Raw genomic sequence first — 13,640 nt, 5'->3', positions numbered from 1 at the left:
CATCCATCGAATATTATCCTATGTTTTATTCGATTAATTAGAATGATTTCCTATGACATTCGAGCAACTCGCTATTTTTGTCGCCGTCGCCGAGCGGGAACACCTGACCCACGCGGCACAGGCAATCCATCTGACGCCCTCGGCCGTCAGCGCCGCCATCAAGAACCTCGAAGGCTATTATGGCATCGAGCTGTTTCATCGGGTCGGCCGGCGGATCGAGCTGACGGAAACCGGCCGGATCTTTCTCAGCGAGGCGAAGGCGACGCTGGCTCGCGTGCGATCGGCGGAGCTCATGCTTTCCGAACTCGGCGGCCTGCAGCGCGGCCGGCTCAGCCTGCGTGCCAGTCAGACTATTGCCAGCTATTGGCTGCCGCCCTTGCTGATGCGCTTTCATCGCGAATATCCCGGCATCGAGCTCGATTTGACGATCGGCAATACACGTACGGTCATCGAGGCGGTCATCGAAGGCACCGCCGAATTGGGCTTCGTCGAAGGGGAGGTGGATACGCCGGCTTTGTCGATGAAAGTTGTCGCGCAGGATGCGCTTGTCATCGTCGTGCCGCCAAGTCATCCCTGGGCCGACGGTCGGAAGCTGAGCGTTGACGATCTTGCCTCGGGTACCTCGTGGGTGATGCGCGAGGAAGGTTCGGGGACGCGATCCGAATTCGAAAATGCAATCATCAAGCTTGGTACATCGCCACATGATCTTGGCGTCGCGCTGGTGCTGCCGTCGAACGAGGCCGTCTTGTCGGCCGTCTGCTACGGACAAAGCGCCGCGGCGATTTCCAGTGCCGCGGCCATGGCTTATCTGCAACAGGGATTACTTGTGCGTGCGGCTTTCGACCTGCCCGTCCGCAGCTTCCGTCTGCTGCGTCACAAAGAGCGACATGCCAGCAAGGCGGCGCTGACCCTGGAAGCCATGTGCAGGAGTTAAAGCCATAACGGGAACGGAGCGCGCTTTTCCTGCACTTGCTTTAGAGCTGCTCCATCCGGCGCTGATTGGCGATGACGAGGTCGATTTCGTTGCGGTCGAGCATGGCGCGGATATCCGGGGGCGGCATGTCGTCGGTGACCATCACGTCGTACATGGCGGGATCATCGATGATGATCGGGGCGCTGCGACCGAATTTGGCGCTGTCGGCGACGATGATGCGGTTTTCGGCGCGCCGCGATGCTTCGCGGGAATATTCCGCCTCTTCAAGATCGTGCAGCATGAAGCCGGAGACGGCATTCACGGCGCCGACGGACAATATAGCATGGCGAACATTGAAGCGGCGCAGGAAGTTGGTCGCTTCCGTGCCGAAGGCACCGCCATCGTGGCTGCGCAGCTCGCCGCCTGCGAAGAAAACGCGATTGCCGTTGCGGGTCGCCAGCGCATGCGCCACCGAGACGGCATTGGTGACGACGAAGAGGTTCTGATGTTTCTGTAGCGCGACGGCGATGAAAGCCGTCGTGGAGCCGATGTCGAGGAAGAGCGTATCGCCGTTCTGGATCATCGCCGCAACACGGGCCGCGATCATGCGTTTGGCCTCGGCATTCTCGTTCATCCGGAAATGCAGCGGCTGCTCGATGATCGAGTCCTTGATATGAACTCCGCCATGCACCTTGGTGACGAGGCCATTGGCTTCCAGGCTGCGGATATTGCGGCGAATGGTCTCCTCGGAAACCGCCAGCCGCTCGGCGAGAAACTGAATACGGCTTGCGCCGCCTGCAAGCCGAAGCTCCTCCAGGATCTCGCGTTCCCGATGGTTCGAATGAAGCGGCACCTGCGAGATGTCCGACATGGTATCGATCCTATCTAAGGCATGATCCCAAACATGCGAAGCGGCTTGTGGGTAAGATCATGCCTGATCAAACATCTAGAGCCGTTCAGCGTTTCACGGAATCGCTTTCCCGCTCTACCCCTTTATTTCCAAGCATTCCGGACGGAAAACCGCTTCGCACTTTTCCTGGAATTGCTCTGGAGCGGGATAACGACTCAAACGCAAGTTATCTCGTCCCAATCACCTCGAGATTGAATTTTTAGGTCAAATCCTAATTACGGTGAAGCTTTCTGTTGCAAATATCCAGAGCCTAATAGGGATTAGACCCCTCTTCCCCGCAAAATCCAACAAAAAACCAAATGATCGTTTCATTTTGTGGCTAGTTCTTGACAGTTCTCCTTTTGTGAGGAACCTTTTACATCCGAAAGACGCGCGATTTTAGCGCTGGAGGAGGGATGATCGTAACGCCCGAAGACAAGATACAAGCTCTTGGTATCTGGCGAGGATCGATCGATATCGCTCCGCTCGTGGGCGGCATCACCAATCGCAATTACCTGGTCACCGACAGCGGCCGGCGTTTCGTCGTCCGCCTTGGAACGGATATTCCGGTTCACCACATCAGCCGTGCCAACGAACTGGCCGCGAGCAAGGCCGCGCATGCGGCTGGATTGTCACCCGCTGTCGTTCACTCCGAGCCAGGCGTCCTCGTGCTGGACTATATCGACGGAAAACCGCTTGTAGCGGAGGATGTTCGCGACCCTTTGATGCTGGCGCGCATTGTGCCGCTTGTCCGTTCTTGTCACCGGAATGTCGCCAGACATTTTCGTGGCGCCGCGGCCATCTTCTGGGTTTTTCATGTCGTCCGCGACTATGCCGCCGTTCTTAAAGAGGACGGTAGTCGTCATAAGACATTGCTGCCTTCCTTCCTCGATACCGCCGAGCAGCTGGAGCAGGCTGCCAGGCCTTTCGACATCGTTTTTGGCCATAACGATCTGCTGGCCAACAATTTTCTCGATGATGGAACAAGGCTCTGGCTGATTGACTGGGATTATGCGGGTTTCAACACGCCGCTCTTCGATCTCGGCGGTCTTGCCTCCAACAACGAATTCTCCGAAGGCCAGGAAACGGCGATGCTGGAGGCCTATTTCGAGGCGCCGGTGAGCGACGAGCTACGTCGGCGCTACCAGGCGATGAAATGCGCTTCGCTGTTGCGCGAGACGATGTGGAGTATGGTTTCCGAAATCCACTCCCATATCGATTTCGATTATTCAGCCTATACGAGCGAAAATCTGGCGCGATTTGAACGCGCCTATCAATCATTCCGGAATTCTTGAGGTGATGCGATGAAGGAACTGCCCCACGCAGCGAAGGCGGTCGTCATCGGCGGGGGTATCGTCGGCTGCTCGACGGCCTATCACCTTGCCAAGCTCGGGCTGACCGATACGGTGCTGCTGGAGCGAAAGAAGCTGACATCGGGCACGACGTTCCATGCCGCGGGTCTCGTCGGGCAATTGCGCACCAGCGCCAATATCACCCAGATGCTCGGCTATTCGGTCGATCTCTATAAGAGGCTGGAGGCCGAGACGGGGCTTGCCACCGGCTGGAAGATGAACGGCGGCCTGCGCCTTGCCTGCAACGAGGAGCGCTGGACGGAAGTCAAGCGGCAGGCGACGACGGCGCAATCCTTCGGGCTGCAGATGCATCTGCTGACGCCGAAGGAGGCCTTCGATCTTTGGCCGCTGATGGATACAGACGATCTGGTCGGTGCCGCCTTTCTGCCGACCGACGGGCAGGCCAATCCCTCCGATATCACCCAGGCGCTGGCGAAGGGCGCGCGCATGGCCGGCGTTTCGATTTTCGAGGATACCGAAGTTCTCGATCTGGAGATCGACAAGGGCAGGATCCGCGCTGTTATCACCGACAGCGGCCGAATCGAATGCGAGCGTGTCGTGGTCTGCGCCGGGCAGTGGACGCGGAGCTTTGGTGCGCGCTTCGGCGTCAACGTGCCGCTCGTCTCCGTCGAGCATCAATATCTCATCACCGAATCCTTCGGCGTCCCCTCCAACCTGCCGACGCTGCGCGATCCCGACAGGTTGACCTATTACAAGGAGGAGGTCGGCGGTTTGGTGATGGGCGGCTATGAGCCGAATCCGATACCCTGGGCGATCGACGGCATCCCCAAGGAGTTTCACTACACGCTGCTCGATAGCAATTTCAATCACTTCGAGCAGATCATGGAACAGGCCCTGATGCGTGTGCCGGCGTTGCAGACGGCGGGCGTCAAGCAGCTTCTGAACGGCCCTGAGAGCTTTACGCCCGACGGCAATTTCATCCTCGGTGAAGCGCCGGAGCTGCGGAACTTCTTCGTCGGCGCCGGCTTCAACGCCTTCGGCATTGCGTCAGCGGGCGGTGCGGGCATGGCGCTCGCCGAATGGGTGGTGAAGGGCGAGCCGCCCTATGATCTCTGGCCCGTCGACATCAGGCGCTTCGGCCGCCCACATTTCGATACGGACTGGGTGCGCACCCGCACACTGGAAGCTTATGGCAAGCATTACACTATGGCCTGGCCGTTCGAGGAGCATTCGAGCGGCCGCCCCTGCCGGAAGTCGCCACTCTATGACCGGCTGAAGGCGCAGGGCGCCTGTTTCGGCGAAAAGCTCGGCTGGGAGCGGCCGAACTGGTTCGCCGACCTTTTTGCCGGCGAGGAGCCGAAGGACATCTACAGTTACGGCCGCCAGAACTGGTTCGATGCGGTCGGCCGTGAACACAGGGCGGTACGCGAGGCGGCGGTGATCTTCGATCAGACGTCTTTTGCCAAATTCGTGCTGAAGGGTCGGGATGCCGAAGCGGCGCTCTCCTGGATCGCGGCCAACGATGTCGCCAAGCCGGTCGGTGCACTGACCTATACGCAGATGCTGAACGACAGAGGCGGCATCGAATGCGATGTTACCGTGGCACGTGTCGCCGAGAACGAATTCTACATCACGACAGGTACAGGCTTTGCCACGCATGATTTCGACTGGATCGCCAGGAATATTCCGGCCGAGATGCATGCCGAACTGGTGGATATCACCTCCGCCTATTCCGTGCTGTCTCTGATGGGACCGAATTCCCGCAAAGTGCTGGAATCCGTCACCGCGGACGATGTTTCGAACGCCGCATTTCCTTTCCTGCAGGTGAAGACCATCGGCATCGCCGGTTGCCCGGTTCGGGCGCTGCGCGTGACCTATGTCGGCGAGCTCGGTTATGAGCTGCATGTGCCGGTGGAATATGCTGCCACGGTCTATGATGCGTTGATGGCGGCGGGGCGTCATCAGGGATTGGTCAATGCAGGCTACCGCGCGATCGAAAGCTGCCGGCTGGAAAAGGGCTATCGTGCCTGGGGCTCCGACATCGGCCCCGATCACACGCCGGTCGAGGCGGGGCTCGCCTGGGCGGTGAAGACGAAGAAAAATATCGCCTTCCGTGGCCGGGAGGCCATCGAGCGGCAACTGGCTTCGGGGGTGAAAAAGCTGCTCGCCTGCTTTGTGCCCGATGATCCCGAAACCGTACTCCTCGGCCGCGAGACGATCTACCGCGACGGCCAGCGCGTCGGCTGGCTGTCGAGCGGCGGCTATGGCTACACGATCGGCAAGCCGATCGGCTACGGCTATGTCCGCAATGCGGATGGAGTTAGCGAGGATTTTGTGTTGGGCGGCCGGTATGAGCTCGACGTTGCGCGGCGGCGCGTGCCTTGTCGGGTTTCGTTACAGCCGCTGTATGATCCGCAGATGGCGCGGGTTAAGGGGTGATCGGCGAGGATTGCGAGCACGTCTTTTGCTGGGCGGCGTCGCTTCGCTTTATCACCATCGCGGACGTCGCAATGAGAACTGGGACGCGATGAAGAGCTTTTTCGATGCTGTTGGGCTGCTGCTCGCCGATCTGGCCTCCAGTCTGCTTTTCATCGTTCTGCTGTCGTTGACAGGCAATGCGGCGCTTTCGGTGTGCCTGGCGATTGCGCTTGGCCTTGCGCAAATCGGAATTCAATTCATTCGACGCAAGCCGATCGACATCATGGAGTGGCTGAGCCTTTTTCTGGTCATTGCCGCAGGCATCGCAACGCTGCTGACGGACGATCCGCGTTTCGTATTGTTCAAACCGAGCATCATTTATGCGATCGTCGGCGTGGTGATGCTCAAGCCCGGTTGGATGAATCGCTATCTGCCGGCTATCGCGCGGTCGGTCGCACCGGATGTCGCCACCTATGTGGGCTTTGTGTGGGCCGGCCTCATGTTCGTGTCTGGCGCCCTCAATGCCTTCCTCGGTATCGAGTTTGATCTTCACACATGGGCAGTCGTTATGCCCGCCTTCGGCATCGTCAGCAAGGCGGTGTTGATGGTGGCAGGGTTTGCCGCGATCCGCCTCACGGTGAGCCGACGCGTGCGCGCCATGCCAGAGGCGGAGCGCGATGCTTTACTGATCTCGACGGGGGTGAGGGCGCAGTAGCTATCGGTGGCAAGTTCCGCCTAGAATAGATTTGTTATCGCCGATGTGAGGCAGCGATCAAGCCGCGCCGTTCCCCGAAAGCTGTGTTCTGTAGGCTGCGATGCAAGTCATCTTCTTGACACGCTGTCGCTTTCATCCTCAATCGAGATGCTGACGAAAGATGGAGGCATGGCCGATGGCGGAAGCGGGAATCAAGCTGGAGGAGAGCTGGAAAGAGGCGCTATCGCAGGAATTCGTCAGCCCCTATATGCAGCAGCTCAAGTCCTTTCTTGTCGAAGAGAAGCAGCGCGGCAAGGTGATCTTTCCGCGCGGCAGCGAATATTTCCGGGCCTTGGACCTGACGCCGCTCGATGAGGTGCAGGTCGTGATCCTCGGGCAGGATCCCTATCACGGCATCGGCCAGGCGCATGGGCTTTGCTTCAGCGTTCGCCCCGGCGTGCGCATCCCGCCGTCGCTGGTCAATATCTACAAGGAACTGGAAACCGACCTCGGCATCCCGCCGGCGCGTCACGGCTTTCTCGAAAGCTGGGCGAAGCAGGGCGTGCTTCTGCTCAACAGCGTGCTTACGGTCGAGGAATCGCAAGCGGCCTCGCACCGAGGCAAGGGCTGGGAGCGCTTCACCGATGCCGTCATCCGCAGGGTCAACGACGAATGCGACGGCGTGGTCTTCATGCTCTGGGGCTCCTACGCACAGAAGAAAGCCGCATTCGTCGATACCGAGCGCCATCTCGTGCTGAAAGCTGCCCATCCGTCGCCGCTGTCGGCGCATAACGGCTTCCTCGGCTGCCGGCATTTCTCCAAGGCGAATGCCTATCTGGTCGAGCACGGGAAGAACCCGATCGATTGGGCTTTGCCGAGTGATCCGGAGCGTCAGTAAGAGGTCTGATCCCAGGGATTGATGACCGACACGCCGGTATCGTCAAAATTACTGATATTGCGCGTAACGACAATCAAATCATGGACGATTGCAGTGGCTGCGATCAACTCGTCGGCACCGCCACGGGGACGCAGTGCGGCAACGCGACCCCATTCGACAGCGATTTGGTCGGTGATGGGCAGGATGCGGCCACTGTGATCATGGCGAAGCTTGCGCAGCCATTCTTCCAGATGTGCGGCGGCTCGTGGGTCGGACTTTCGCTTCAGGGCAATTCCGCGCATGACTTCGCCGAGCGTAATGACGCTGAGATAGACGGTGGACGGATCGGCAGTGCGCAACCAGGATATTGCTTCGGGCGTGCCGCGACGGGCTTCGGAAATGACATTGGTATCGATCAGATACATCAGAAGGCGATATCCCGGCTTGGCGTTTTGTCTCGCTTTGTCACCGCATCGGCGAACTCATCGTCCCAGGCCGGCCCTGACAGCAGATCGTCGACCAGGCTCGGCCTATTAGCGCGCAAGGCGTCATAGTCCTCAGCGGAGAGAACAACGACCGCGCGCTCGCCGCGTAGCGTGACGGTCTGCGGACCTTCGCTGCGTGCCTTCTGCACGACTCTCGAGAATTGATTCTTGGCATCTTGCAATGGCCAATCCATCAGTGGACTCCTAGCTAGACTGTCTAGATTAGAGTAATATGTGCGATCGCCTTAGGCAATGCCAACAAGGCTGATGTTGAAGCGAGAGGGCATCGTTGAACGATAGCAATTTATCGTTCAACAATCAGAGACAATCCGTTTGGCTATTGGGGGCTATCGAAAAACGGGCTGCGGGACCATCTTCTGCTCATGAGAAACGCCTGCCGTTGCGGGCGAGACAAGGGGTTAAAGATGCTCAATCAGATCAAGGGTCTTCACCACGTTACCTCGATGGCGGAAGACGCCCGCACCAACAATAAGTTCTTCACGGACACGCTTGGGTTGCGCCGGGTCAAGAAGACGGTCAATTTCGACGCGCCCGATGTCTATCATCTTTATTATGGTGACGAGATCGGCACGCCCGGCACGATCATGACCTATTTCCCGTTCCCGAAGATGGCTCGCGGCCGTCCCGGCACCGGGGAAGTCGGCAATACCGTTTTCTCCATTCCGGAAGGCGCGATCGGCTATTGGACCGAGCGGCTCGGCAATCAGGGCGTCGAGGCTCTGAAGACCGATGAATCCTTCGGCCAGAAGCGCCTGCATTTCGCCGGTCCTGATGGTGACGGTTTCGCTCTTGTCGAGGTCAAGGACGACGGTCGCCAGCCGTGGACACATGGCGGCGTCGATGCCGAGCATGCGATCAGAGGCTTCCATTCGGTCGCCATGCGGCTCAGGGACGAGGGTGCCACGGCTGAGTTGCTGAAATACATGGGGTACGAAGTGGTCGATACGCATGAAGGCGTCAAGCGGCTCGCCATTCCGGGCGGAAATGGTGCCGATTTCGTCGATCTTGAAACCATGCCGAATATCGGCCGCGCACTTCCCGGCGCAGGCTCCGTCCACCACGTCGCCTTTGCCGTCGAGAACCGCGCAAAGCAGCTCGAAGTGCGCAAGGCGCTGATGGATACGGGATATCAGGTCACGCCGGTGATTGACCGAGACTATTTCTGGGCGATCTATTTCCGCACGCCGGGCGGCGTGCTGTTTGAAGTCGCCACGAACGAGCCCGGTTTCAATCGGGACGAAGATACGGCCCATCTCGGCGAGGCGTTGAAACTGCCGGAACAGCACGCTCATCTGCGGGCGCTGCTCGAGCAGCATCTCGAACCGCTGGACGCTTAATCAAGGGGGCAATCATGACGGATACGATCTATGTGCATCGGGTGAAGCCCGGTGCACCTGGCAAGCCTATTCTGTTCACCTTCCACGGCACGGGCGGCGACGAGAACCAATTCTTCGATTTCGCCAGCCGCCTGTTGCCGGAAGCTACGATCGTCTCGCCGCGTGGCGACGTTTCGGAACATGGTGCGGCACGCTTCTTCCGGCGCACGGGCGAGGGCGTCTACGACATGGCGGACCTTGCCCGCGCCACAGAGAAGATGGCGGCCTATGTGAAGAGCCTGGCCGTCGACCACGGTGCCTCGCAAGTGCTTGGCCTCGGTTTTTCCAATGGTGCGAATATTCTCGCCAATGTGCTGATCGAGCATGGCGATCTCTTCGATGCCGCCGTGCTGATGCATCCGTTGATCCCGTTCCAGCCGCGCGACAACGCCAAGCTCGACGGCAGTCGGGTTTTGATAACCGCGGGCGAACGAGACCCGATCTCGCCGGCGCCAGTGACCAAGGCGCTGGCGGATTATTTCATGCGGCAGAAGGCTGAGGTGACGCTCGACTGGCATTCGGGCGGCCACGACATCCGCCCGAACGAGATCGAGGCGATCCGAGGCTTTTTCGCGCCATATGCCAAAATGTAAATGAAATCGGGCGCATGGCGGTTACCGACCGCTATGCGCCCGGTCGCACCCCGAGGAGTTCCAGCATTGTCTTCGCTTGGACCTCGGCTGCGCGCCGTCCCACTGGATCGACATAAGCGGATCCGCAGAAATGCTTGAGATTCGCAGCATCGGTACTATCCAGTTCCGCGGGTCTCGAATTCACGATGACGATGCGCCAGGCGCAGCCGCGAATCTTGTCGGCCTGAATGGCATTATCGCAGCCTGTGCTTAGGCAGAATGCGACATTGCGCTGGTCTTGATACTTTCCGGCGGTCGCAGCGTCGTATTCGCTCTTCCACGCATCGCGCGTGTGCCGGCAGTTGCCGGGATCGCCGCTTTGACTGCATTCTGTCGTCGCATTGACGTAGCTTTCGGCAGCCGGCCATAGCGGGGCGTCGACCAAGCTCACGCAGCCGCATGCAAACAGCCCTGCCAGCAATAGCTGCATTGATTCTCCCTCTCCCGAATATCCGGTACCCTAAAGGCATCCGGAGTATCTGCAAGAGATGAGCGCTGGTTTCGGCGTAGATAGACGTGCCGGTTCTGCAACCGCGACACCTCTTCTCGCATTAACGACATTTTACGCCGCAAGCTTCGCTTGTAGGTGCTCACGGTGCTCGCTAATAGTCGAAGCCTAAAGGGTTCGGGAGGATTCGTCGTGACGCTGGCGGAGCAACAGCAATATCGGCTGGGCGTGATCTATGTAGCGGGTTCAGCCCTGGCATGGTCGACGTCCGGTCTGTTCGTGCGCTTGATCCATGCCGATCTGATGACCATCCTCTTTTGCCGCGGCATTGTATCCGGTCTTGGCGTCTTCTCGCTGTTTTTCTATATCGAGCGCGGCAGGGCTTGGCGCATTCTTCGCTCCATGCGTTGGCCGTCGCTGGCAACAACGGTGTTTTCCACCGCCTCCATGATCAGCGGCATCGGCTCGATCTATTATACCTCCGTCGCCGATGCGATGGTGATCTATGCGACGGTGCCCTTCGTTACTGCCGGCGTTGCCTATGTCTTCATCAAGGAGCGCCCAAGCATGGCGACGCTGGTCGCCAGCGTCGTGGCACTCTTCGGCGTGATCGTTATGCTCTCTGGTGAGGCTGATGGTAGCGGAGGTTGGCTCGGCAAGGTCCTTGCCGGCGTCATGACGTTGACGGTCGCCGGTCTCGCCGTCGTCATGCGCCGGCACCGGGATGTGCCGATGCTTCCGGCGATGGCCTTGTCCGCCTGGCTCTGCTCCTTCATCACCTTCTGGTTCGCTTCGCCGGCGATGGTATCGGGACATGATCTCGGCCTGATCATCGCCTTCGGCATCGTTCAGAACGCCATGGGTCTCAGCCTTTACACGTTCGGTTCGCGGCTGATCCCGGCTGCCGACGCCAGCCTGTTGACGTCGCTCGAAGTACCGCTGACGCCTCTATGGGTCTGGATGTTTCTCGCCGAGCGGCCTTCGCAGGCGACGCTGATCGGTGGCCCGATCGTACTTATCGCGCTCTTCGGCCATATCTTGCTGGAAGTGCGGCGAAATCGGGCGGTAGAGCCGGCGCAAGCACTCTGAATAGCTTGCCCGGCTGCCGGTGAAATGCTGAAATCGGCGCGATCATGGGGAACCGATGCCGTTGAAGAAGACTTTCAATCCGCCCTCCGTCCGCCGTCCCTTCGGCAACTACAATCACGGCCTGCTGGTACCGCCCGGAGCGAGCCTGCTGGTCACATCAGGCCAGCTCGGCATTGCGCTGGATGATAGCATTCCGCCAGATGTCACCAGCCAGGCGGAACTCTGCTTCGAGGCGATCAAGGCGATCCTCGATGAAGCCGGCATGGACTTCTCCGACGTGATCCGCATCTCCGGCTTCGTCACCAAACGCGAAGATTTCCCGGCCTATATGGCCGTGCGTGACCGCTATACGCTCGATCCGAAGCCGGTCTCCACGCTGATCATCGTCGGCGGATTTACGCGGCCGGAGTTTCTGGTGGAGGTCGAGGTGACGGCGGCAAAGGTGATGTAAAGCGAATATCTTCTCGGCAAAGCGTGGCTCTGTCGATTGCGTCGATCAGAAGCGCTCCATCTCCCGTTTCACCCTCTCCAAAAAACGCTTCCTCGTCTCGTCCGTCGAGCGGTTCATGTCGTAATGGGCGAGGAAGACCACGGGAGCGAAGGGTTTGATCATGGCGCGGAGCATGCGCTTGATGATCTTCTTCGGCGGATTGCCGACGATGAAGGCGCGGAAGGGATCGGCGCCATAGGTCATAACGGCCCCAAGCTTGCGGATATGCCGCAATTTCGAGGTGACCTTGCCATTCACCAGTTCGAAGGTGACGCCCGGCAACCAGACGCGATCGAAATAGCCTTTCAGGATCGCCGGAAAACCGAAATTCCAGACCGGCGTGACGATAACAAGTGCTTCCGCCCATTGTAGGCGCTCGACATAGAGTTTCACCGCCTCCGTGTTTTCCGGATAGTCGTGATAGATCATCCGGTCATGACGGGAGAGCACAGGGTCAAAGCCCTCGGCATAGAGATTGCAGTCGTCGACCTCATGGCCGGCCGCTTTCAGGCTCTCGATCGTTTGCCGGTGCAGGGCAGCGCCGAAACTTTCCTCGACGGGATGCGAATGGAGGACGAGAACCCTCATGAGGCCTCCATCAGCGCCGCGAGACCGGGGAAGAGGTAGTTCTCGCCGGCCGTGAAATCGAAGTCGGGATTGTCCCAGGCAATCATCTTGCCGGGGTTCAGCAGGCCCTTCGGATCGGTTTCTTTCTTGAAGGCGAGCTGGACGGTATCCGTCTGCTTCATGCCGCCTTCTTCCAGCGTATAGCGGTGCGGATTGAAGATCGGGCAGCCGTGATCCTGATGGATGCGAATGATTTCTTCCAGCCGTGCCTCCGACGTGTAGCGCACCAGCGGCAGGCCGGCGCATTGGATTTCGCCGTCGAACCTGATGAATTCGAGATGGCCGGGCACCTCGTCGCCAAAGATCTCGACCATTTTCTGGACTTTTGCGACATGATCCGGACCTGGATACTGCACCTGCAGATAGGTAATGGTCGGGTCGACCTTGATGGCGCGCAGCGTCGTGTGGTTCCAGGCAAGTTCGTAGGCGTGCGGAATGCCCTTCATGCTCTCGACTTTGTCGGAGCGGAAGGTGATTTCGCCCTTCTGCTGGCTGGTGAAGGCCAGGAACGGGTCCATGGCATGCGGCGCAATCATCAGCGCCACGATGGATTGGCCTTGACGGATATAGGGCTTGTGGCGAGAGAAATAGTCGTAAGGGATGGGCGCTGCAATCGGCGCGATTTCCTTGACCAGGATGCCGTTGCATTTGGCGAGCGCGTCCGAGAAGCGCACGGCGTCCATGAAATCATCATAGCCGACCAGCACGTCTACCCAGTCATAGGCCGGGGCGAGCGGCATTTCGATTTCGGTGATGATGCCGTTGGTGCCGTAGGCATGGCTGACCTTGGTCAAGTCCCAGCCGGTGAGGTCAAGCACGCGCGGTTCGGCCTCCATGGTGACGACGCGCAGGCGCAGAATATTGCCGATGTCGCGCAATCCGCCCCAGGTGATCGAACCGACGCCGCCGGAGCCGCCGGCGATGAAGCCGCCGATCGTCGCCGTCTGCGCAGTCGAGGGATGGAAGCGCAATTCCTGGCCGGAATGCGCCTTGGTCTGGCGGTCGAGCTCGGCGATGACGATGCCCGGTTCGCAGATGACGCGGCCGGGATGGATTTCCTTGATCTTGTTCATGGCCGCGAGGTTCAGCACAATGCCGCCGGAAAGCGGCATGGCCTGGCCGTAGTTGCCGGTGCCGGCGCCGCGCGGGGTGACCGGCACATCATGGGCATAGGCCACTTTCAGCGTGCGGATCACTTCTTCCTCGGTCTTCGGGGTCACGACGAGATCGGCGGTGACATTGTCGAGCTGCGCCTTGAGGATCGGCGAATACCAATAGAAATCCCGGCTCTTCTGGCGCACCAGAGCCGGGTTGTCTTCGACGGCGATGCCTTCGAGTTCTTTCTTGATGAGCTGATAATCCGGCATG

Annotated in this window: 15 protein-coding genes; 9 read left to right on the top strand and 6 right to left on the bottom strand. The window is 59.4% G+C overall.

What is annotated here, in order from left to right; genetic code table 11:
• The first annotated feature begins 52 nt into the window (after positions 1–52).
• Complete coding sequence (locus QA646_RS11925) at positions 53–934, top strand: LysR family transcriptional regulator (protein ID WP_283055666.1); 882 nt, start codon at positions 53–55, stop codon at positions 932–934.
• A 40-nt stretch (positions 935–974) separates the two neighbouring features.
• Here QA646_RS11925 and QA646_RS11920 read toward each other — a convergent pair whose 3' ends face one another.
• The gene (locus tag QA646_RS11920) at positions 975–1,784 is read right to left on the bottom strand and encodes a DeoR/GlpR family DNA-binding transcription regulator (RefSeq protein WP_283055665.1); all 810 of its coding nucleotides are present in this window, start codon (positions 1,782–1,784) and stop codon (positions 975–977) included.
• A gap of 434 nt (positions 1,785–2,218) precedes the next feature.
• Here QA646_RS11920 and QA646_RS11915 point away from each other — a divergent pair, with 434 nt between their 5' ends.
• The 4 genes from QA646_RS11915 (at position 2,219) to ung (ending at position 7,125) form a co-directional block, all read left to right on the top strand.
• Positions 2,219–3,097: a choline kinase family protein gene (locus tag QA646_RS11915; RefSeq protein WP_283055664.1), complete on the top strand. Its 879-nt coding sequence runs from the start codon at positions 2,219–2,221 to the stop codon at positions 3,095–3,097.
• A 9-nt stretch (positions 3,098–3,106) separates the two neighbouring features.
• Entirely contained in the window at positions 3,107–5,554 is a 2,448-nt protein-coding gene (locus QA646_RS11910) for an FAD-dependent oxidoreductase (RefSeq protein ID WP_283055663.1), read from the top strand.
• Between the two features lie 10 nt (positions 5,555–5,564).
• On the top strand, positions 5,565–6,248 hold the full coding sequence (locus QA646_RS11905) for a septation protein IspZ (RefSeq protein WP_283055662.1): 684 nt from the start codon (positions 5,565–5,567) through the stop codon (positions 6,246–6,248).
• Positions 6,249–6,423: 175 nt separating this feature from the next.
• Positions 6,424–7,125 (top strand): uracil-DNA glycosylase, encoded by a 702-nt coding sequence (gene ung / locus QA646_RS11900; protein WP_283055661.1) that lies wholly within the window; start codon positions 6,424–6,426, stop codon positions 7,123–7,125.
• On the opposite strand, the gene QA646_RS11895 is transcribed toward ung, so the two are convergent.
• Positions 7,119–7,529 (bottom strand): type II toxin-antitoxin system VapC family toxin, encoded by a 411-nt coding sequence (locus QA646_RS11895; RefSeq protein WP_283055660.1) that lies wholly within the window; start codon positions 7,527–7,529, stop codon positions 7,119–7,121. The genes ung and QA646_RS11895 overlap by 7 nt on opposite strands.
• Positions 7,529–7,783 carry a type II toxin-antitoxin system Phd/YefM family antitoxin gene (locus QA646_RS11890; RefSeq protein ID WP_283055659.1) on the bottom strand — a complete coding sequence of 85 codons (255 nt, stop codon included), beginning with the start codon at positions 7,781–7,783 and terminating at the stop codon, positions 7,529–7,531. Before QA646_RS11890 ends, QA646_RS11895 begins: the two co-directional genes overlap by 1 nt.
• Before the next feature lie 231 nt (positions 7,784–8,014).
• Between QA646_RS11890 and QA646_RS11885 the strand changes: the two genes are divergently transcribed.
• Both QA646_RS11885 and QA646_RS11880 read left to right on the top strand, forming a co-directional pair.
• Positions 8,015–8,947: a VOC family protein gene (locus QA646_RS11885; protein WP_283055658.1), complete on the top strand. Its 933-nt coding sequence runs from the start codon at positions 8,015–8,017 to the stop codon at positions 8,945–8,947.
• A 14-nt stretch (positions 8,948–8,961) separates the two neighbouring features.
• On the top strand, positions 8,962–9,579 hold the full coding sequence (locus tag QA646_RS11880; RefSeq protein ID WP_283055657.1) for an alpha/beta hydrolase: 618 nt from the start codon (positions 8,962–8,964) through the stop codon (positions 9,577–9,579).
• A gap of 31 nt (positions 9,580–9,610) precedes the next feature.
• Here QA646_RS11880 and QA646_RS11875 read toward each other — a convergent pair whose 3' ends face one another.
• Entirely contained in the window at positions 9,611–10,048 is a 438-nt protein-coding gene (locus tag QA646_RS11875) for a hypothetical protein (protein WP_283055656.1), read from the bottom strand.
• Between the two features lie 210 nt (positions 10,049–10,258).
• Between QA646_RS11875 and QA646_RS11870 the strand changes: the two genes are divergently transcribed.
• A complete protein-coding gene (locus tag QA646_RS11870; RefSeq protein WP_283055655.1) occupies positions 10,259–11,155 on the top strand; it encodes a DMT family transporter in 897 nt (298 codons plus the stop codon).
• A gap of 61 nt (positions 11,156–11,216) precedes the next feature.
• Positions 11,217–11,606: a RidA family protein gene (locus QA646_RS11865; RefSeq protein ID WP_283058854.1), complete on the top strand. Its 390-nt coding sequence runs from the start codon at positions 11,217–11,219 to the stop codon at positions 11,604–11,606.
• A gap of 45 nt (positions 11,607–11,651) precedes the next feature.
• Here the strand turns inward: QA646_RS11865 and QA646_RS11860 are convergent, their stop codons facing one another.
• Complete coding sequence (locus QA646_RS11860; protein ID WP_283055654.1) at positions 11,652–12,233, bottom strand: NAD(P)H-dependent oxidoreductase; 582 nt, start codon at positions 12,231–12,233, stop codon at positions 11,652–11,654.
• A complete protein-coding gene (locus QA646_RS11855; protein WP_283055653.1) occupies positions 12,230–13,639 on the bottom strand; it encodes an FAD-binding oxidoreductase in 1,410 nt (469 codons plus the stop codon). Before QA646_RS11855 ends, QA646_RS11860 begins: the two co-directional genes overlap by 4 nt.
• Position 13,640: the final 1 nt, after the last annotated feature.

Source organism: Rhizobium sp. CB3090 (assembly GCF_029714285.1).
Classification (GTDB): domain Bacteria; phylum Pseudomonadota; class Alphaproteobacteria; order Rhizobiales; family Rhizobiaceae; genus Rhizobium.
This window is presented reverse-complemented; position numbering and strand designations above follow the sequence as displayed.